Annotated in this window: 22 protein-coding genes; 3 read left to right on the top strand and 19 right to left on the bottom strand. The window is 70.4% G+C overall.

Annotated features, from left to right (window positions below):
- A partial coding sequence (locus tag ACH4K4_RS36565; RefSeq protein WP_398173912.1) for a hypothetical protein occupies window positions 1-260 on the bottom strand: 260 nt, incomplete at its 3' end.
- Between the two features lie 72 nt (window positions 261-332).
- On the opposite strand from ACH4K4_RS36565, the gene ACH4K4_RS36560 reads away from it, so the two are divergent.
- Window positions 333-527, top strand: coding sequence for a hypothetical protein (locus tag ACH4K4_RS36560; protein WP_398173910.1), 195 nt, complete (start codon window positions 333-335; stop codon window positions 525-527).
- A gap of 262 nt (window positions 528-789) precedes the next feature.
- Here ACH4K4_RS36560 and ACH4K4_RS36555 read toward each other — a convergent pair whose 3' ends face one another.
- Entirely contained in the window at window positions 790-1,191 is a 402-nt protein-coding gene (locus ACH4K4_RS36555) for an STAS domain-containing protein (protein WP_398173907.1), read from the bottom strand.
- Window positions 1,192-1,611: 420 nt separating this feature from the next.
- On the opposite strand from ACH4K4_RS36555, the gene ACH4K4_RS36550 reads away from it, so the two are divergent.
- Entirely contained in the window at window positions 1,612-2,106 is a 495-nt protein-coding gene (locus ACH4K4_RS36550; protein WP_398173904.1) for an STAS domain-containing protein, read from the top strand.
- Window positions 2,107-2,941: 835 nt separating this feature from the next.
- Window positions 2,942-3,742 (top strand): GAF and ANTAR domain-containing protein, encoded by an 801-nt coding sequence (locus ACH4K4_RS36545; RefSeq protein ID WP_398173901.1) that lies wholly within the window; start codon window positions 2,942-2,944, stop codon window positions 3,740-3,742.
- A 265-nt stretch (window positions 3,743-4,007) separates the two neighbouring features.
- Here ACH4K4_RS36545 and ACH4K4_RS36540 read toward each other — a convergent pair whose 3' ends face one another.
- From ACH4K4_RS36540 to ACH4K4_RS36460, 17 genes are all read right to left on the bottom strand, one after another.
- The gene (locus ACH4K4_RS36540; RefSeq protein WP_398173898.1) at window positions 4,008-4,724 is read right to left on the bottom strand and encodes a GAF domain-containing protein; all 717 of its coding nucleotides are present in this window, start codon (window positions 4,722-4,724) and stop codon (window positions 4,008-4,010) included.
- Window positions 4,725-5,117: 393 nt separating this feature from the next.
- The gene (locus ACH4K4_RS36535) at window positions 5,118-5,528 is read right to left on the bottom strand and encodes an ATP-binding protein (protein WP_398173895.1); all 411 of its coding nucleotides are present in this window, start codon (window positions 5,526-5,528) and stop codon (window positions 5,118-5,120) included.
- 1,099 nt (window positions 5,529-6,627) lie between these two features.
- Window positions 6,628-7,008, bottom strand: coding sequence for an ATP-binding cassette domain-containing protein (locus tag ACH4K4_RS36530; RefSeq protein WP_398173892.1), 381 nt, complete (start codon window positions 7,006-7,008; stop codon window positions 6,628-6,630).
- A gap of 27 nt (window positions 7,009-7,035) precedes the next feature.
- Complete coding sequence (locus tag ACH4K4_RS36525; RefSeq protein ID WP_398173984.1) at window positions 7,036-8,955, bottom strand: ABC transporter ATP-binding protein; 1,920 nt, start codon at window positions 8,953-8,955, stop codon at window positions 7,036-7,038.
- A 101-nt stretch (window positions 8,956-9,056) separates the two neighbouring features.
- Complete coding sequence (locus tag ACH4K4_RS36520) at window positions 9,057-9,467, bottom strand: lasso peptide biosynthesis B2 protein (RefSeq protein WP_398173889.1); 411 nt, start codon at window positions 9,465-9,467, stop codon at window positions 9,057-9,059.
- The gene (locus ACH4K4_RS36515; protein ID WP_398173885.1) at window positions 9,464-9,724 is read right to left on the bottom strand and encodes a lasso peptide biosynthesis PqqD family chaperone; all 261 of its coding nucleotides are present in this window, start codon (window positions 9,722-9,724) and stop codon (window positions 9,464-9,466) included. Before ACH4K4_RS36515 ends, ACH4K4_RS36520 begins: the two co-directional genes overlap by 4 nt.
- On the bottom strand, window positions 9,705-11,579 hold the full coding sequence (locus ACH4K4_RS36510) for an asparagine synthase-related protein (protein ID WP_398173882.1): 1,875 nt from the start codon (window positions 11,577-11,579) through the stop codon (window positions 9,705-9,707). Before ACH4K4_RS36510 ends, ACH4K4_RS36515 begins: the two co-directional genes overlap by 20 nt.
- 418 nt (window positions 11,580-11,997) lie before the next feature.
- A complete protein-coding gene (locus ACH4K4_RS36505) occupies window positions 11,998-12,144 on the bottom strand; it encodes a lasso RiPP family leader peptide-containing protein (protein ID WP_398173879.1) in 147 nt (48 codons plus the stop codon).
- Between the two features lie 264 nt (window positions 12,145-12,408).
- Window positions 12,409-12,999 (bottom strand): hypothetical protein, encoded by a 591-nt coding sequence (locus tag ACH4K4_RS36500; protein ID WP_398173876.1) that lies wholly within the window; start codon window positions 12,997-12,999, stop codon window positions 12,409-12,411.
- Window positions 13,000-13,076: 77 nt separating this feature from the next.
- Entirely contained in the window at window positions 13,077-13,583 is a 507-nt protein-coding gene (locus ACH4K4_RS36495) for an XF1762 family protein (RefSeq protein WP_398173873.1), read from the bottom strand.
- Window positions 13,584-13,674: 91 nt separating this feature from the next.
- Window positions 13,675-13,995, bottom strand: coding sequence for a hypothetical protein (locus ACH4K4_RS36490; protein WP_398173870.1), 321 nt, complete (start codon window positions 13,993-13,995; stop codon window positions 13,675-13,677).
- Between the two features lie 65 nt (window positions 13,996-14,060).
- A complete protein-coding gene (locus ACH4K4_RS36485; protein ID WP_398173867.1) occupies window positions 14,061-14,261 on the bottom strand; it encodes a hypothetical protein in 201 nt (66 codons plus the stop codon).
- Entirely contained in the window at window positions 14,258-15,307 is a 1,050-nt protein-coding gene (locus tag ACH4K4_RS36480) for a major capsid protein (protein ID WP_398173864.1), read from the bottom strand. The genes ACH4K4_RS36485 and ACH4K4_RS36480 overlap by 4 nt, the downstream gene beginning before the upstream one ends.
- A complete protein-coding gene (locus ACH4K4_RS36475; RefSeq protein ID WP_398173862.1) occupies window positions 15,304-15,732 on the bottom strand; it encodes a head decoration protein in 429 nt (142 codons plus the stop codon). Before ACH4K4_RS36475 ends, ACH4K4_RS36480 begins: the two co-directional genes overlap by 4 nt.
- A gap of 102 nt (window positions 15,733-15,834) precedes the next feature.
- The gene (locus ACH4K4_RS36470) at window positions 15,835-16,506 is read right to left on the bottom strand and encodes a hypothetical protein (RefSeq protein WP_398173859.1); all 672 of its coding nucleotides are present in this window, start codon (window positions 16,504-16,506) and stop codon (window positions 15,835-15,837) included.
- A 266-nt stretch (window positions 16,507-16,772) separates the two neighbouring features.
- Complete coding sequence (locus ACH4K4_RS36465) at window positions 16,773-17,300, bottom strand: YcxB family protein (RefSeq protein WP_398173856.1); 528 nt, start codon at window positions 17,298-17,300, stop codon at window positions 16,773-16,775.
- Between the two features lie 77 nt (window positions 17,301-17,377).
- Window positions 17,378-19,150, bottom strand: a complete 1,773-nt coding sequence (locus ACH4K4_RS36460; protein WP_398173853.1) for a hypothetical protein — start codon at window positions 19,148-19,150, stop codon at window positions 17,378-17,380.
- Between the last annotated feature and the right edge of the window lie 357 nt (window positions 19,151-19,507).

Below are 19,507 nucleotides of genomic sequence, written 5' to 3'. Positions count from 1 at the left end.
CCCCTGGGCACAAGCCGCCGGGCAACCACCAGCCTCCCGGCGAGAAGCCGCCGGGCCACAAGCCGCCGGGTCATAAGCCCCCTGGGCACAAGCCGCCGGGCAACCACCAGCCTCCCGGCGAGAAGCCGCCGGGCCACAAGCCGCCGGGTCATAAGCCCCCTGGGCACAAGCCGCCCGGCCACCAGCCTCCTGGCGAAAAGCCGCCGGGACATAAGCCTCCGAGTAGTCACCAGCCGCCTGGTCAGCAGTCTCCCGGCCATCGGCCGCCGGGACATGAGGTCCCCGGATCTCCGGGGGCGGGGCATCGGCCGCCGGCCGATGTCGCCGGAGACGTGGACTCCCGAAACCCGTCGGCCGCATCTCCGGCCGGCGGCAAGGGCCGGGTGTCCGGGGCCGTCCAGGCCGCGCAGGGCCCGGCGCTGGCACGCACCGGCAGCGATCACCTCGGCACTGCGGCTGCCACGAGCGGTGCGCTGCTGCTCGGCGGTGTGGCACTGGTGCGCCGCAGCCGCACCTCGCGCACCTGACGTCCGCCCCTTCAGCACTGCGTGACCAGTCGCACCTGGCGGCCCCCGAACCGGGGGCCGCCAGTCGGGTACTCCGACTCGGGCGCGGCGGTTGGCCGGCACGGGCGAGGGCGCGGTGGACGTCTCGCCCCCAACGGTGCGCCGTGTTCCACCGGCTGTCCCTTCGTGGCCCGGGCGGTCTTCTGGACGGAGCAACGAAGTGCCACGACGGCCGGTCACGTACCGTTGCGGTTCCTTCACCCGATGGTCACGGTCGGTGGTGTCACAGCTCCGGTGGCGGTGGTTCGGCGAAGAGGGCGCTGCGTCCGGCCGGCAGTTCCACGTGGTGCCAGGCGCGGCCGTCTTCGGCCAGCGCGCGGAGCGCGGCAGTGCTGTCGGTGAAGACGGGCAGCAGCGGACCGGTACCCGTCCGTTCGATGACCTTGCGTACGGCGAGGCAGGGCCCGGCGAGCAGGAGCTGGCCGTCGGCCGCGTGCAGGCGCATGGCCTTGCGGACCAGCACGGCCAGGGCGTCGATGCTCAGCCGCTGTACCGCCGTCACATCGACGATCACGGTGGGCACCGTCGCGCGGCACCGGATGACCGAAGCCAGACAGCTGACCGTCTCGCACGATCCGTCAGGAAGAGACAGCAGGTGGTACTGGGCAGGCCCGGTGGCCGTCATGGAAGCCTCGTATCCGCGAAGTGGGACGCCCCGGGCCCAGGAGCGCGCAGCCCCAACGGCACAACGCGCCGACCGTGCCACTGACATACCCGGCCACCCCGGCACCACTCCGCCCCGCCACCACCAAGACCCCTACGCCTGCCTTCCGCCACCGGTAGCCGTCGGGTGAGGAAGACCGGCGCCCGCAGCGCAGCCGAAGCCCTGTACCCGCCACCACCCCCAGTTCGAAAGGGGCGGCCGAAAAGTCACAAGAGCACGGCAGTTGCGGCCAGATAGTGATCGAACTGGGCCGGAAGCGCGCATTCCTTTGAACAAGAAACTTTTTGCTCCGGCGGTATCAGTGCGGTCCGTAAGGTGGCGCCTCACCGACGGCAGAACACGTGTCGCGGGCGCCCCTCTTCCCGCAAGGAGCTGGCCCACTTGAGCACCCGCACCCCCATGCCGCAGGGGAACTGCCGCACGGTACGGCCGACCGGCGAACTCGACCTGTCGACGGCACCGGCGCTGCGCGACCTCTTGCGCGGAAACGATGCGGCACCCGAAGCCCGCCTCATCGCCGACCTCACCGCCGTGACCTTCATGGACACCAGCGCCCTGACCGAACTCGAAACCGCCCACTGCCGCAGCGAGGCCGCCGGCGGCTGGCTACGCCTGGTCTACCACCAGCCCGCCATCGGCCGGCTCCTGCGCCTGACCGGACTGACCCGGCGCTTTCCCCGCTACGCCACCACCCAGGACGCCTGCGCCAACCGTCCGGCCCAGGCCATAACCGTCCGGCCCGCTGCCGCACCCGCAGGACCGGTCGCCTACACCAACGGCCACCTGCTCTCCGCCTGGACCAGAGCCCCGGCAGGGCGCCCACCGCGGCCACGGGCGGCCGGTGACCGACAGGGAGAACGGCCAAAGCCCGCATGACCGAGCAAAAGAGACCACTGTGAGAACAGCCTCCGCCCCGGCCGGGAGGGAGGTGCCTTCGGCCGGGGCCGCAGGCAGCGTGACCGGTGGTCCGGCAGGAGCTGGCCGCACAGCTCCGGTACTACCGCCACGGGCCGCGACCGCGAGCGGTTGACTTGCCGACCGTAACGATGAGCTCCGAGTATGCCTGCTGCTCAGCGCCGGGGACACGGGACCAAGGCGCTGGTGCTTCGGGTGAGTCCCGGAAACATCCGTGGCCGCCCTCAGCGCGCACCGGGTGGCCGACAGGGAACCACGGTGTGACCGGACGGGACCGCACCTTCGGAGCGAACACGCGGTTCCGTCCGTCCCGTCGCGGCACTGGGGCGTCCCCGCTCTCATCGGGCCGGGCTGCCTGACGCAACTGTCGACCGGGTAGGCACCGCGCGCTGCTTGAGCAGTTCGTCCGGCAAGCGTTGGGCGCGGCCCTCGGCTCGCTGCCGGTGGCTATGTGATGGGTGCGGGAGGCGTTCGTCGCTGATTTCGGTCGGTCGTCGGCTCGGGATGCGCGGAAATGCCGGTGAGATGTGAAGTCGCTCGTGTGTGCGGGAACGGCAGTGTGCATGTCCGGTCTGCTCCGGAGGGTGAGGGCAGAGCTGGTGCATCCCTCCGAGCGCCGGGACCGACTGGACACGGGAGCCCGTTGGCATGGCGGAAGGCGTCGTGTGGCTGGTTCACGCTGTTGCAGGGGAGTACCGTGGCGGTAGGCCAGTCCGTGGTTCGGCTGGTATTCCACCCGGACCCCGTAGTGTGCTTCCGGCCCCGGTTGCTGGCACTGTCCCGACCGGAGGCTGCCATGCCCAGTTCGTCCTTCCCCCTGCCGGATCCGCCCTCGTCGAACGGGCCGCCTGGGCTGCCGCGCGAGGCGCGGATCACCGCCGCGCTGATCGACCTGGCCGACACCCTGGTCGACGACTTCGACCCGGCCGAATTCCTCTACCGCGTCGCCGAACACTGCATGGACCTGCTCGACATCGGCGACGCCGGCGTGATGCTCGCCGTGCCCGGCGGGCCGCTGCGCCTGGTCGCCGCCTCCTCCGAACGCGTACGCCTGGTCGAACTCTTCGAACTCGACGCCAGCGAAGGCCCCTGCTGCACCGCCTTCGACCAGGCCGTCCCCGTCGACCACACCCTCAACGCCACACCCTCACCGCGCTGGCCGCGCTTCAGCACCCGCGCCCACAGGACTGGTTACACCTCCGTGCACGCCACCCCGATCCGGCTGCGCGGCGACACCATCGGCGTGCTCAACCTCTTCCGCCGCATCCCCGGCTCGCTGCCGGCAGCCGACCGGCACCTGGCCCGGGCCCTGGCGGACGCCACCGCCATCTCCCTGCTCCAGCAGAGCACCCTCGACCAGCACCGCACCGTCCGCGCCCAGCTCGAAGCGGCCATGGCCACCCGCACCATCATCGAACAGGCCAAAGGCTTTCTGACCGCCCGCCACGAAACCGACCCCGACACCGCCTTCCACCGCCTGCGCGCCCACGCCCGCCACCACCACCTGCGCCTGGTCGACCTCGCCCGCGACATCGTCAACAGCACCACCACCCTGCCCCCACCCCCAGACACCGACAAGACCCCCACCCCCCCGTGAAACCTGAGCCCCAACATGGGCCCGAGCCACACGAGTCCGGCTGCCCAGCCGGGCACGGCGGCCATGCCGGATCGCCACATACAGCTTGACCTTGTGCACCGATATGCGCATCCAGACCCTCAACGGGAGCAGCACACCCAGCGTCCCACCGCAAGGACCCAACTGCCGTCAAGTCTCGGCCGTACCACCCCTCGCAACACGAGGACGCTCCCCACACCCAGCGACGGACACCTCCGCTGGTCACCTGCATAGCCACTGCCCGGGTTCATTCCCGCCGGGGTGTGTCCCGGCTGCTGAGGATTTCCTGCGCGAGGGCGGGAAGGGGGCGTGCGGTGGTGAAGGCGGTGGCGCGCAGGCGGGCGAAGGCGTCGGTGACGGAGGTGTCGAGCAGGTCGGCCAGCAGGCCGCTGGCCCGGTAGGTGGTTTCCCAGTGTGCGTCCAGGGTTTCGGCGGGCTCCCACGGCAGGGCCTCGCCGGCGGTGAGGCGGGGCAGGCAGAAGTCGGCGATGGCGCCCGCGGTCACTTCCAGGGCTGCGGTGGTGTGGGCCAGAACCGTCGCGTCCAGGCGGTGCGGCCGGTAGCGCAGGCACTGTGCGGTGCCGAGGATGTGGGTGCCGAGGGTGAGGGGGAAGGCGTAGACGGCGGCGATGTGTGCGGCTTCCTCGTGCAGGCGCGGCGCGAAGAACGGGTAGGGCATCGGCCGGGTGCGCAGGTCCGGGTAGAGGACCGGCCGGCCGGTGGCCGCCGCCTCGGTGCCGGGGCCTTCGCCGGTCTCGAACTGGACCTCTTCCAGACGCAGCGCCGCCGGGCCGCAGGCGCCCAGCAGCTGGCGGCACTCCCGGCTGGTGAACAGGCACAGGGCCACCTCGTCCACCGGCAGACCTTGGCGCAGCGCCGTGCACAGCCGCCGGGGCAGCTGGGCGAGGTCGTGCGGGCGGGCGGCGGCGTGCACCAGGCGCACCGCATCAAAGCCGGGCTTCATGTGCTGGTTGTCCTTGTCTCGGCGAACACCGGGAGAAGTCATGCGCCGCGCGCGCCGTCGGCCCGTGCTCCGGCCCGAACCGGTGCTCGCCGGGTATCTCCTGGAGGCGGCCGGTGTCGGCCTCGGCCTTTGGCGGTGCCCGTGCCGGGCAGGTCGGGGCACCGCCGGGACGCAGGCGTCGGGCGGGTTGGCCGGGATGGGGCCGGACCTGGCTGACAGGCCGTGGCAAGCTGCCCTGGAAGCTCCCTGCGGAGGAGCCGAAGGTGGCCGCCGAAGACCGGCGGTGACCGGGCGCGAGGCCGGGTCCCCCCGCCCGTTCTCGCGCCCCTGCCTTCCCAGGCGAGCCTCGGCGGCGCTTCCGCCAGCGCGAGGGTGCACGCGCGAAGCTGCGGGCTAGGCTGCGGCGAGTGTGGCGCGGACGGTCTTGCCGCCGCCGGGGTCGTCGAGGACGGCCAGGTCCGTCGACAGGGCGTCGACGAGAAACAGGCCGCGGCCGCCCTCGTCGTCCGCGGTGGCCGGACGGGCCCGGGGGTGTGCCGGGTCGTCGTCGTGGACTTCGATGCTCAGGAACCCGCCCCCGCCGCACAGGCGCAGACGGCAGTCGCTGCGGGCATGGCGGGTGGCGTTGGAGACCAGCTCGGTGACCACCAGCTGAGCGGCGTCCGTATCGACCAGGTAACAAGCTGACCCGGGTCGGTCCAGGTATAAGCCGGTCAGGCGCCGGGCCCAGGACGCGGAGCGCGCAGCGGGCGGCAGCAGGTACTCGGCCCGCAGGACGCGCTGAAGAGGGGAAAGCATCTGCATGACCGGCTCCCGGTGTCGTGGTCCTGCCGTACGGGTGCCCCACCCCGCCACGGACACCCGCCCACCCCGCACCCGCCAACGGTGCCGGAGGCGAAAGGCCACCTGCACGCCGGGGCGTATGCACCGGCGTGCGGAGGCCGGGACGGGTGCTGACGGGCAGTCCGATCGCGTGGCCCGGTCAGCGGCGCAGGGCGACCACCGTGCTCCTGATGACGTCTTCCTTGGGGCGGGCCGGGGCCCGGCCTGTGAAGACGGCGGACACTGTGCTGTCGTCGGCACGGCTGAACTGGGTGAGGCCGCCTTGCCGACTGAAGCTGAAGTTCAGCTAGACGCTGTGCGTCCGAAGCGCCTTGTGGGCATGGCCGGTGGGGCAGGCGGCGATGCTGTCCGCGACGCGGACGCCCATCAGCCCGAGTCTGTCCGGCGCATCGGCGCCTCCTTGGCTGCCGTAGCGTGAGCGGTATCCATCCATCCGAGCTGCTGGCTGCTCTCGGACCCAGCTCCGCCCCGACTCCGGGGCGGAGCTGTTCAACGTGGCCGTGTGATCAACTTGGCCCTGGCCCGTGACGTACAGACGGGGCAGACTGCCCGCATGGGTCGAAATATGAGCCAAAGGGCTGAGAGGCCGCCCATGGTGCCGTGCTGGTTAACCTGGTCAGGCGCCAACCCGACCGTCTCGTTTGAGCGCGGAAGCGGTAGTCGGAAGAGACTCGTCTTCCCGAGGGACTTCGTGCAGCTACGGAGGATCCCGCGTGTCCTTCAGGCAGGGCAGGCCATCCAGCTTTATGTGTCCGAAGGGCGAGTGGCCTTCCACGCAGAGCAGGGACGCCTCGTGTCGGTTCGAGTCCCAGCGGACCCGGGCTGGCACCGGCGGTGGGAGGCGGCATACGAGCGCGCGCTGACCCGGACCAGCCTGAAGCGACGCCGTAGGCTCAGCGAGACCTGCGCGACGCCTCGGTCGTCAGATGGGTACGAGGAGCGTTTTCCCTCACGGAGTGTGCGCGCCGTATCGGGCGGCCTTCCGACACTGGGACGGCGTGCGAGGTAGGAACTTTCCGGCGTATTGGAAGCCGGGCGCCCAGGGGCATTGGCCATTTTCTCATGTGACCGTTGGGCCCTTCTGGAGCGGCACGGCGCGCTCATCATCGTCTGAGGCGAACTGGGCACGCTGAATCTCGTACATGTCCCGAAACCTGCCGTCCGGGACCGTAGCCGGGTCCATCAGCTCAGCGAACGTGCCGGACTCGGCTACCCGGCCGTCTTCCATGAGGTAGATGAGGTCGGCGGAGCGTACGGAGTGCAGGCGGTGGGTGATGAGCACGACGGTCTGCCCGCCGGCGGCCAGGGCCCGGATTCTGGTGAACGCCTGCTGCTCGGCTTTGGCGTCGAGCGCGGCGGTCGGCTCGTCCACCACGAGGATCTGCCCGGCTCGGAAGTGGGCGCGAGCGATCCCGAGCTTCTGCCACTGCCCGCCTGACAAGCTATGGCCATCCTGGTAGCCGCTCGTTCATGTGCGTTCTGCGTTCTGGCTGTGCAGTTCGCTGGTCGGTGCCGTGCTGGGGTGGGTGGTCTCGCGGGTGTGCTGGTAGCTCCACAGTTTCTGGAAGTGTCCTGGTTGTTCGGTCAGCTCGGTGAAAGTGCCCTGTTGGACGATGCGGCCCTTGTCGAGCACGACGATGCGGTCTGCGACCGCGACGTTGGTGAGCCGGTGCGTGATCAGCAGCACGGCGCGGGTCTTGGCGAGTCGGCGCAGGCTCTGGAAGATCCTGTGCTCGCCCAGGGGGTCCAGGTTGGCGGTTGGCTCGTCCAGGATCAGCAGTCCGGCTTCGCGGTGGAATGCGCGGGTGAGGGCGATGCGCTGCCATTGTCCGCCGGATAGTTCCTGGCCGCCCAGCCAGTCCCGGGCGAGCACGGTGTCCAGCCCGGATCGCAGTTCGGTGAGGACGACGTCGGCGCCGGAGGCGGCGCAGGCGGTGTGGACCGCCTCGTCTCCTGATCCGGCGGGCTGACCGAGGGTAATGTTCTCCCGTGCGGACAGCGGCCAGCGCGCGTAGTCCTGGGGGACCAGGGCGACATGGGACCACAGAGAGTCTGGGTCGATGTCGTCGGTGGCCGTGCCATCCCAGGCGACACTGCCGGTGGTGGGCAGGTACAGGCCGCTGACCAGCTTGCCGAGGGTGGATTTGCCGGAGCCGTTGTAGCCCACCAGCGCGACGACTTCGCCGCGGCGCAGGGTCAGGTTCACCCCGAGCACGGCGTCTGACCCGGCTTCCTCGTAGCGGTAGACCAGGTCCTTGAGCACGATTTCCTTGGGCGGGCCGGGCCGCTGGGTGCCGCGGCGCATGCGGTGTCCGCCGGCCTGTTCCAGGAACTGCGACCAGTCGTCCATGTAGAGGCCGGTGCGCATGGTGCGCGCGCCGCCGGCCACCAGCCCGCGCAGCGCCTGCCCGACAGCTTGTAGGGCAAAGACGGCGGTTCCGGCGTGGCCGACGGTGATGCGGCCACTGGCCAGCAGCCATACCACCGCGCCCCAGACCACAGCCGAGGCCAGGCCACCGCACGCGGAGCCGAGCAGCGACATGCGCGCTCCCGCGTTGGCGGCCTGCCGGTCGGCGGTGTTGATACGGCGGGTGATGTTCCGGTACCGGTCCAGCAGGAAGCGGGACATGGTGCCGGCGCGGATCTGGTCGGCCGCGGACCGGTCGAAGGCCTGCCAGCGCAGGACGTTGAGCAGCATCTGGTCGCCGGTCGTGCGGAGCTGGGCGAGGTAGCGCGCTCTGGCGGCGCTGGTCTGGGCGATGGCCTGGGGGAGGCCGGCCAGTGCCAGCAGCGGCAGCAGGATGGGATGTACCCCGGCGAGTACTGTGGCCCCGGCGGTGAACGAGGCGGCCGAGGCGATGAGGTCCTGGCCCTCGTTCACGAGGTCCTGGGCGGCCTGTGCGCCCCGGTCGGCTGCCTCTCGGCTGTGGTTGAAACCGGGCGCGTCATAGGCCGCCAGCTCCACCTCGGTCGAGGTCTTCAGCAGCATTTGTTGCGCTTCGCGGCTCATCTGCGGGCCCAGCCGGGCCGAGAGCCAGTTCACGGTGACGCCCAGCAGCGCCCGTGCGGCGGCAGCGGCGACCAGCATGAGCAGCGAGGGCCAGGCCGCCAGCAGTTGGTTGTAGACGTCCCCGTGGGCCAGCAGGGCGGTGAGGGTACCGCTGATGGCCAGCAGCCCCACCGCCTGCATCACTCCCGATACGGTCTGGCACGCCAGCAGACCCGCCGCAGCGGCCCGGTCCACCCGCCAGGCCAGGGCAATCGACCGCCGCACGAGCTGCGGCAGGCGGCGCGCCATGTCCCGTAGCCGGATCGAGCGTCCCGCCTCCTGAGGCCGTCCGGTCGGGTCGTGGAACCGTAGCTCCTCGGTGTGCGCGGCGCCCTCCAACGGTTTCTCCTGGTGCTGGTGCTCTGGGTGGCGTTTGGGCAGGGTCTTCGGCACGTGGGCTTCTTCGACGGGGTGATGGTGGTCCGGTGCCCGGGGGAGGGTCAGCGCGGGGGGACGGTAAGGAGGGTGCGGTAGGTGGTGGTGTCCTCGGGTTCCCCGACAGGACGGCCCTCGGCCTCGACCCAGGCGTGTGCGGTGAACGGCGAGGTGCGTACGCCGGTGCACCAGGTGGGCCAGACACCGCCGAGACGGCACAACAGCGCCGTGGCCAGGGAACGCTGGAGGCAGTACCGACCCGAGCACAGCGTGCTGACGGCGGTCACGTCCTGGCGGGCCCGCAGCGCCCGGGCGTAGTCGGCGGGCGGGGCCCCGCGGCGCGCCACTCGCAGCATGGCCCGGATACGGCGGGGCGGCAGCCGCGCGAGCAGCCGGGCCGCGGCCACGGCGGCGCGCGCGGCGAGCCGGCGCCCGAGCGGCGGGCGGGTGCCATCGGTGTCGAGGACCTGTCTCATGGCGCGCTCACCACCAGTCCGGCGCGGGTGAGGCCCTCCAGCAGGGCCGCGACATCGGCCGCCGCCCGCTCGGGGTCGACGGGCCGGACGGCGGCGAGCCGGTCGGCGACCTGGCCTGGGGTCGCGCCGTCTAGGAGAGCCTGGACGACGGCCGCGCCGGTGCCGTTGAGCTGCCAGTAGCGCCCGTCGCGTTCGTCGAGCAGGACCATGCCGTTCTGCGTGGGGCAGCAGACGACGTCAGTGCGCAGCTGAGTCAATGAAGGGCTCCTGGTACCGATGGCGTGGGGTGTGGGTGAGATAGGCGGGTACGGGGTGGGCGGCCACGTCGCGCAGCCATGCCTCAACGCCCAGGGTGTTTTCCAACGCGGCACCGCCGCCGGCCTGCAGGCCGGGGCTGAGCAGAGCGCGTCGCAGCCCGTCTTCTTCCGCGACGCCTGCGGCGACCAGGTGCGATGTCTCGGCCCATTCGGCGAGTTGGCGCCGGTGCTCTCTGATGCCGCGGTACCACTCGATGTCGCAGTGGTCCTTGGTGGTGCGCAGCAGGAGGTGTTCGGGCACCAGGCCCCCCATCGCAGCGGCCAGCAGGGGTTTGTAGGACCAGGGGTGACCCGCCTGGTGGGAGCGTACAGACAGGCAGGCGTCCAGCACCGTGTCGTCGCAGAAGGGACTGTCCGCCGGCAGTCCGTCGGCCGTGGTGTCATCGATGATGAGCCCGGCGATTCTTCCGGCCTCGCGCATCTGGTGGATCCAGGCGTGGCGGGAGAAGTCGGTGGCCAGCGGGACCGTCTGCTCGGCGGCGGAGCGCAGCAGTGCGGCGAACTGGTCGGCGGCCCGTGTGCTCGCCCACTCCGGAAGGGTCGGCTGCGGCCCCCACGTCTCGCATTGGGGAAGGGGAACTGCGGCTTCGCGGAGCCTACCCCGTGCCGTGTTCAGCCAGTCCGGGTAGGAGCCGCCCCTCAGCAGCACGCGGGCGGTCGCGCCCAGCGGCCAGCGCCGTTGCGCTTTGAACCCGGCCGCATGCCGTAGCGCCAGTGTGGGATTGCGGCGCAGCAGGGCATGGATGTAGGAGGCGGGGGGCACGACGGCGTGGTCGCCTCCGTGCCCGGTGAGGCGCAGCGGGGCGCCCCGGGCGCGCAACGCGTGGGTGATGTGCTGCTGGATCTCCCGGTCTCGCAGCGAGGGGGAAGGCTCCTCCTGGGGGTCCTGACGGCGCTCCAAGCCCGCAAAGCAGGGGGGAAGTTCGGCGGACGGGAAGCCCAGGGACTCGACGTCGGGCAGGCGGTCCGCCGCATACCGGGCGTAGTGCTGGTCCTCGTTGCCCAGGGCTTCCCAGTGCAGGGTTGCGGTGACCAGCGATGCGCCGGCCTCGGCGGCCAGGAAGCACAGGGAGGTGGAGTCCATGCCGCCGGACAGGTCCGCGGCGAGCACTTGCCCGGGGCGCACCCGCAGGGCGACCGCGTCACACAGCGCCTTCCGCAGCGCGAGCGCCGCCTCGGCCAGAGGCAGTCCGGCCTCCGGTGCCTGCCACCACGCGACGGTACGGCAGCTTCCCCCGGGGTCCAGGTGCAGTGCGTGACCCGGTGAGACAGTCTCCACTGCACTCCACATCGCCGCGCCCGCCAGCGGGTGCGGCAGGGCGGAGGCAAGGCGGGCGGCGAGTTGGGCGGTGTCCGGCCCGGCGTCGGTGAGCCAGGCCAGAGTGCGCGCCCGGTCCGCGCACACCGTCACACCATCGACCACGGCCCGGTGAACGCGACAGGCCCCGGAGGCACTCCCGCGCACATAGCCACGCCCCTTCAGGGACGCGACCACATGGAAACTGCCGTGCACGCCACGCAGCGCCCCCTCCACGTCCGCGACCGCGCTCACGCCCTTCAGCCGAGCCTGCAGATCTGTGGTGGTCACCGAGGACGTACCCGCCACGGCCAGCAACTGCTCGCCCGCCGACGCCACCACCATCCGCTCCGGAGCCCAGTCACCCAGCAGCCACGGCCGCCCCGACGGGTAGCGCACCACCCTGCCGGCTCGCGGCCTCAACCGGGTCAGCAGACCGGGTGGCAGTTCCTGATCCGGAACCACGATGAACCAGCTCCGCGAGCTACCACTCGCCATACTCAGCTCCTCATACCTGCCGCTCGGCCCGGACCCCGCACACTTCCCCGCCCCACGGACACCCACGGTCCGACAACGCCCCCGCGCCCCACCGACTGGACCCCACACCGCCGTAACCCCAGCCATTGAAAATCTTTAGGACGGCATGCTCGTACTCCGCGAGATCTCACCCACAGACGGCGATCGGCCGTACTCCGTGGTGCAACGGCGGAGGAAGCTGGGGCCCGTTCCTTGTGCTGGGATTGTGTCGGGGCATGGCTTCTATTGGCCCACGAGTTTGAATGTCAAGGCAGGCGGAGACAGCGAAGACGCCCCCGCCGCCCCAGCCCAAAGGCCAAGGCGACGGGACGATCTCGGACTGTCCAGCGTGGACGCCGGTTCAGACCGCGATGGCTGAGGCCGACCCTGATGCAACCGGTCAGCACCAGTAGTACTTGTTGTACGCACCTTCGGCACATCCCGTGTACGAGGTGCCCTGAGTGGCTTCGGCGAAATCACCCGCCTCGGCCATCAGCGGCGGCTCGTAGACGTCGTCGGGCTCGATGTTCGCCAGCGTTTCACGCACGGCACTCACCTCCATCGGATTGGGAAACGGAATCTCCGTCTCCTCTCATGCAGTAAGGCAGGTTGCGCGGAGTCCGACCAGGGGTACCCAAGCGAGTCCACCCGTGTGAGGTACCGGCGCGTGAGGCACAACACCAACCGGAACGCGCGCTGGGCGCCCTCGCGTCCGGCGAGGCAGAGGATCAGCTCACCCGAAGGGGCATGCGGCGGTGCGCTCCGCGCGAACGACGTACGGGGTCAGAAGCAGCTACTAACGCCGCGCCGTTCAAACCTCCGCTTCTCCGCTGACGCCGAGGGATATACGGAGGTCGTGGGTAGCCGTCTCAACCAGGGCATGCGTGGCTCTATACACCGTGCGTACACGCCCAGACAGGCGACCGTCCAGCTCGCGGTCGCCGCACTCGCCAGTTCGGAAGGCTGCGACAGCTTGCTTTAGCTCCCTTGGCGCATGCCGGAACGAACGGCGTAGCCCGTGCGCCGCCTCAACGACGGCTTCACTACCCACCAGCTGCACGTCAGCTACTTGTGCAGAGATCGCGTCCTGCAGCTCATCAAGGCGGGACCACAATTCAAGCGCCCCCTTGCTGTCGTTCCTGTCATGCAGCCGTGCCGCCGCCTCAAGAAGGACAGCAGCGGACTGAAACCCAAGATGCACCAGTGCGGCATAGCTCTGGCGGCGCTCCTGGCGAAGCCACTTCCACCGCTCTTCAACGGTCTGATCCCGCTCGCGCTGTTGCTCCTCGCGGGAACGGCGTCGCTCTCGATACTCCGCAAACGCCGCCGTAATTGCGACACCGGCAAGCGTCGCAAACGCTGTGATCAAGTAAGGTGCGAAGTTCGTTCCTCCGGTCGCCATGACAAGGACTTTGCCACAGGCCGATTACGACGCAGTCAGGCCGCCAACCCTGCTAAGCGGCAACGTGGTTGGATTCTTCATTCGCTGCCCGAAACTGCTGTGAGAGTGGTAGAGCACGGCGCCTCCCACAACATACGAGGGATGCCGACCGTGCCGTGGTCGGTGCGCGGGCGCGAAGGGCAGTGCCAACCGGGGCGGGCCGGGCGGCGGGCAATGACGCGCCACCCGGCACCGCGCAGGCTCGCACCGGACTCGCCGAGCTGGGTGTAGGTGATCAAGCGGCTGTATCCGAGCGCGGATGCGGCCCTCCACGCGGCTGCGTATAGCATCGAGCCGGCGTTGCGGGAGCCGTCGCTGGCCAGGCGGGTGACCTCGAGGGTGGTGCCGTTGTCCAGGAAGCGGGCGACCGGCCTGCCGACGATCGCGACCGCCCGCAGGATGCCCGCCTCGTCAGCGGCACCGACTGAAAATATGTGCCCTTGGGGTGGCTGATGATGGCGGTGCCACATTCGCACGAATTCAGCGGCATCCCGGAAGCGAACCGGCACCAAGTGCAGACCCCGCCCGGCATCCTCCCGGCTCATCGGCCGACCCACCCGCACAGCACCCGATGTATCAAGGCGGACCGGATGCGCAGAGGGCCGAGGATACCGGGCCGACCTGAAGCGCGGGGGGTCACCGGCGGCGGCGCGGGCACAGCTCGATGGTGCTCAGCAGGTTCCGGTCGGCGGCCGCTGGGTCGTCGGGGGCGGGTTCGTCGGCGAGCTGGGTGATGGTGCGTTCGAGGGCGGTGACGTTGGCGGAGGTGTCGATGGTGGCGACGCCGTTGACGGTGACCTTCAGCGGCTCGGCCAGCAGCGCGGCGCGGCGTTCGTGCAGCACTTCGAGGACGACGGCGCGCGCGGAGTGCAGACGTTCGTAGCGGGCGGTGAGGTCGGTGGTGTCGGTGTCGGGGCCGAGCTGGGCGAGAAGCCAGCACAGGACAGCAGCGGGCACGAGAGGCGTTCCTGAAGAGAGAAGGAGGGGCGGGGAGCAGCGGCGGCTGCTCCCCGCCGTGGTGGTCAGTCCTGGGTGACCTTGGTCTTACGGACCGGTCTGGCCGGTGCTGTCGGCGAGCCGGCCCAGCAGGCCGGGTTGGTGATCTGCTCGGTGACGGCCGGGTCGGTGACCTCGGTGCCGACGGTCAGCACCAGCGGTTCGCGGCTGGCGGGGTCGAGGAGGTGGACCGTGGCGGCCAGCACGTTCGGGGCGGGGGCGGTCACAGGACGGTCGCGGTGATGTGGCAGTCCGGCGAGTACAGGACCGGCATCGCCATGGCGGCGCCCTTGGTCCAGATCTGCACCGGGTCGTCCTGCACGTCGCGGGTGATGACGATGCCCGGCGCGTCCTCCCGCTCGATCTGCGGGTTGGCGCCGCGCGAGAGGGCCAGGGCTTCGGTGGTGGTGCCGTACTGGGTCTGGCCCCACTTCGCGCGCTCCGGCGGGAGCATGATCCACCGGTCTTCCGGCAGGACCCGCGTGGAGACGTCGTTCTGCCACACCTGCGCCTTGTAGAAGGTCACCGGCGGCAGACCGTAGGTGCCGCGCACCGAGTTGACCTGCTGCGGGTTCAGCGTCGCGGTCGGGGTCTGTGCGCCGGCCGGGGTGCCATAGTAGGCGGCCCGGTAGGCGCCGTTGGAGGCCAGGTGCGCGTACGCCTTGCGGGAGGTGAGCACCATCTCCGGGGCCGGGGCACCGATCGAGTCGAGGTAGTCGATCCACCGCAGCTCGTCCGCGATCGGGTCCGCGTCCGGTGACGACCACGGCTTGGGGGCGGTGGGCATGTTGGCCTGCGGCACCCCGTAGTCGGCCTCCACCGTCAGCCCGTTCTCGCCGGTCAGGGTGAAGCGGCCATCGAGCAGGACGTCGGCGGCGGCCAGCTCCAGGCGCGAGCGGATCGCTTCGACGTGCCGCTCGACGTCGTCGTAGAGCAGGTCCACGAGCCGGTCTTCGTCCGCACCGCGCGAGGCGTCCAGCAGGAGCTGCTCCATCTCGCCGACCAGGAGCTTCTGTCCCAGGGCCGGGAGGGTGCCTTCGGTCTGCGTGGTCTGGGCCTGGCGCTTGGCGAACGGCACGCTCGCGTCGTACGCGCGGTACATCGCGGCGTTGACGCGCCGCTTGGACTGCCGCACGCGCCACTTCACGTCGTGCACCTGCGTCTCGGGGAAGACGCTGCTGGTGAGCAGGAAGTCGCCCGGGCTGGGGATGGCGCGGGCGTAGACGGTCAGGTCGGCGACGCTGACGTTCTTGAGCAGGTCGGCGATGCTCATGCGTCCACCGCCCCGAGGAAGCGGATCTGTGCGCCGTGTGGCGACGGGGCGATCTTGGTGGGGTCGAGGCCGCCGGGGATCTTGTCGGTGTGGACGGTGCCGTGCCAGAACAGGGCGGCCGGAACCTTGCCGGTGCCGGGGGCGAACGGCGCCTCGGCGTAGACCAGGCCGGCGAGCACTGCGCGGCCGTCGTCGGCCGTCGGGTCGTAGGCGCCGTACAGGCCGGATGCGGTGATCTGGCCCACCGGGACACCGGAGCGTACGAAGCCGTGCGGCTGACCGGCGGCGGGTTCTGCGTAGTGGGTGCCGCGGGTCAGGTGGGACAGGTCGAGGGTGATGGTCTCGGTGGCGTCGGTGCCGTGCCGGGAAGCGAGCCAGTCCCGGTCACCGGTCACCGTCACGGAGGTGGTGTACGGCTGAATCAACGCCGCTGCTCCTGGTGGTGCTGGAAGCGGTCACACACTCACCGGCCGGTGGCGTCGTCCACGAGAGGAAGGGGCGGGGCGTGGTCCCCGCAGTTCAAGGAGTCAGGCGGCTGGCAGCAGGCCGCGGCGCCGTGCCATCTCGGCCCCGGCGGCTCCGGGCTTGCTGGCCGCGGTGCCGGGGCGCGGCGGCGGTACCGAGGCCGGGGCGCCTCCCGGCGCGGCCGGAGGCAGCGCGGTGCCGGTGGGCGGCACGGTGAACAACTCAGGCCGGCGCGCCTTCAGGTCCTGCACGGCCTGGCGGACGGTGGCGTCGTCCGCGTCGTCGTCCACACGCAGCAGTACGGCGGCGTCCTCCAGGTCCTGGCCGCTCGCACCGACGCCGGCCAGAACCGCCCGGCGGGCGGCGTCGCGCTCACGGACCAGGGTCGCGGCCTCGCGGGCGATCACCGCCTTCTCCCGCGCGACGAGTTCTTGCTCGCGGCGCTGCGTTTCGGTCAGCTGCTCCTGTTCGGCCTGCCGCTGCCCGTTGACGTAGTCCGCCAGTTCGGTGGCGTTGGCGAAGCCGAGCTTGTCGGCCAGGGCTCGTACGGCGGCCCGTCCGCCCTGGTCCTTCTCCCGCGACAGGAGGGCGTTGAGCTGCTTCTGGCTGATGCTGACTGCGGCTTCGTCGTTCGACCCGTCGTCGGAGGAGGCGCCCAGGACCGGGTAGATGGGGCGGCCGTCCTTGCGGTAGCCGAGCACGGTGCACGAAGCGGGCAGGGGGCGGGTGATCAAGAGTGCTGCTCCCAGACGGCCCCGCGCCGAGATCGAGTCTACGGAAGCCAAGAGCACGCCCTTGCGGCGTCGGCGGCTGGCCAGGAACTACGAACGCGATCCCGTCTACGTCGAGGCGTTGGTCATTGCCGCCGCCATCACACTGACGACCCGCTGTCCCTCGCGGCCAACCGGCAATTCGGGGGTGAGCCGGGGGCCTCGGACGTTTTGCCGCGGGCAGGCCGCCCGGAGTGCAGTTCCGGATCGATACCCATCGTCGTCCCGGTTCAGGCGCGCGTCAGGTGCTGGTCAAACAGGGCGCGCAACCGGTCAGCATCACCGGAATCGGATACCCCGCGCTTGGGCAAGATCGTCAAGCACGAGGCGTTCTTGTCGCCGCTGAACAGCACGAACACGCGTTGGGTCTCGCTGTACCGGGCCATGGCTTGCCAGGTGAGGGTGCTGGTCTGCTGCTGATTGGTGACGGTGATGCCGCTGTCGTCCACCACCGTGTGGCACGCACCCCCAGCGTCCGTCAGTCGGCAGAACTGACGGGCCTGCATCCGCGGCACGAACAGCATCACCAGCAGCACGGCCGTCGGCGTGACCAGAAGCGGCACATCGACCGACCCCTTCATCAGCCAGGACGTAACCGCGAAGGTGAGCAGCAGCACAGCGATGACGATCATCAGCCAGCGCACCCGACGCCCGGCCGGTGCGGCCCGCATCCGGGCTCTCAGCGCCTCGCGAAAGTCCTCGACCGTTGCCCGGTACGACATCTCGACCTGCGTTCCGGTCCGCTGTTCCGCGCTCACGCGCCCCCCTGCATAACGAATAATCCGGACGAAAGTGTACCGGCCTGTCTCAGGCGGGCGATCTGAAGGGCAACGGATCAGGCAGCGCCCTGCTGTTCCGCGGAAGTCTCCTCGGGAGCTTCTGCACTCGCTCGCCTCGGGCGGGATACGGACTCAACCGAGCGGCTGGCCGAGATGCGTTCCACCTCCTCCCGCGCGTCCTCAATGGGGTAGCCCGCGTCCTGAAGCATCCGGATGCCGGTCTCCAGCGAGAGCACGCCGGCGCCCACGCCCTTGACCACCTCGTCCAGGATCGCGGTGCGGTCGGTGGGCGTGTGCGGGCCGAACACCAGCCGCGCGGGCAGACACTCGCCTTGCGGCCAGCCGTGAGCGTGACCGGCCTGGTGAATGCGCTGGACCATCTTCAGCAGCAAAGCGTACTTGTGGGCGCGAGCCAGCCGCATGGCATCGACGAGGGAGTCCAACGGACCGAGAGACAGCTGAAGGGCATAGCCGCTGGGAACGTCGGACGGATCGACGGTACCCAAGCTGACAGCGGGGATGCGTGCGTTGACGGCGGCCCGGTCCCGGACTTCCTCAACGCGTGCCCGTAGCTCAGCGAGCTGGTTGGAGGTGTCCAGCACGTCCATGCGTCCGCCGTCGGCGAGCTGGAACACCGTCCCCGGTGCCACGGCCAGCGGCTTCGGGCGCCCGGTGGTCCGATCCACTTCGGCGTGCGATCCGGCCAGGCCGATGATCGGAGCGCCGGTGGTCGCCGAGGCGCGGGCGGAGTCGGTATCGGTCTCTGCCAGCTCATCGAGGACCTGCATCACCTTGGCCAGGGCGGACTGGCCGAAGTGTTCGCCGTCGGCGACGGTGTTGGTGATGTGTACCAGCGGCAGGAAGTCGATCCGCAGATCCAGCCGGTCAAGAACCGCGCCGTCGGAGCGTGTACGGAAGACGGCCTTGTCCAGCGGCAGGTTATCGAGCTGCTGCCCGTACCGCAGGCTGTCGAGGTCCCACTCGGCGTCGGTGAGGTAGCAGGTCTGCGCGGACGGGCGGTCCGGCGCCCACGGATAGGCGCGGTGGACCATGCCGGTGCTCTCGTCGTAGAACTCGTCCGCGGCCAGCACCAGCCCGCTCGCACCGGCCGTCTCCGGTTCCGGCTGCCCGACCATGGCGGGCCTGGCGTGGGCTGGTTCGACGGGGCCGAGCTCGTAGGTGATGCGCCGCACCTTCGCCTTGATGCCGCGGCGCGGATCCTCGGGAATCTCCCAGGCCAGGTGGACACGGGAAGGGTAGTCGCCGGGGTCGGCGTCGTCTTCGAGCACCGGGAAGTACAGGCCCGGATCATAGGTCTTCAGCCGGACCCTGCCCTTGGCCGGATCCCACGCCAGCAGGTACACCCCATCGCCCAGCAGCACGGCCTTGCGCTCACACGCCTGCATCCTCAGAGCCAGCAGCTCGGATTCGGCCCACCGCCGCAGCCGCTCCTGCGCCTGCGCGGCGGCCACCGCCTCAGGGGTGGCCTGCTCGTCCTTGGCGTGCTCGGCGCCGGGCACCACGATCTGCTGTGTCTTGCCCAGCAGGTGGGCCAGCGTGGTGTCCACCAGCGCCGCCGGGTCGCCGAACTCGCGCCGCTCCGAAGCTTCCTCGTTGCCGGCGACGACAGCCAGCTCCCCAGCCTGGTTCGAGTCGTAGGCGGCCAGCACCTTGTACGCGGCCAAGCGGCGCACCGCTTTGTCCGGCAGCCACGTCGACTGGACTTGCGGTGCCAGGGCCCGGTGCGGGCGGCCGTCGTACGAGGCGGCCATGACCGGCTTGTAGTTCAGCCACGACCAGGCATCGATGAGGAAACGAGGCAGACCCACCAGCAACATCCACAGCGTCAGCCCCGCGCCACTGATCAGCGTAGGTCACCCGACGGAACCCACCCGGGTCCGCAGAGACGAGCAGAAAGGGCTCCAGGGCGGCCTGTACCGGCCCCTGAAGCCTGTAAATGATCTCCTGCTCCAGTTCGCCCACGGGGCGCTCGTAGGCCCCGCACAGGCGTCCTGACGGCGACACTTCTCGAAGACTTAAGGCTTGATTCCCCACATCGCTGCGGGGGTAGGGGGTTCTTCTGTAGTTATTGGTTATAGGTACTTACTAGAACCCCCGATCCACCTGGTTCCGGTGAACCGAACCCCGGTGAACCGAGCCCCGGAAACCCGTCTTCGGTCGCGCCC

The organism is Streptomyces sp. NPDC017529 (assembly GCF_044329785.1).
Classification (GTDB): Bacteria; Actinomycetota; Actinomycetes; order Streptomycetales; family Streptomycetaceae; genus Streptomyces.
This window is presented reverse-complemented; position numbering and strand designations above follow the sequence as displayed.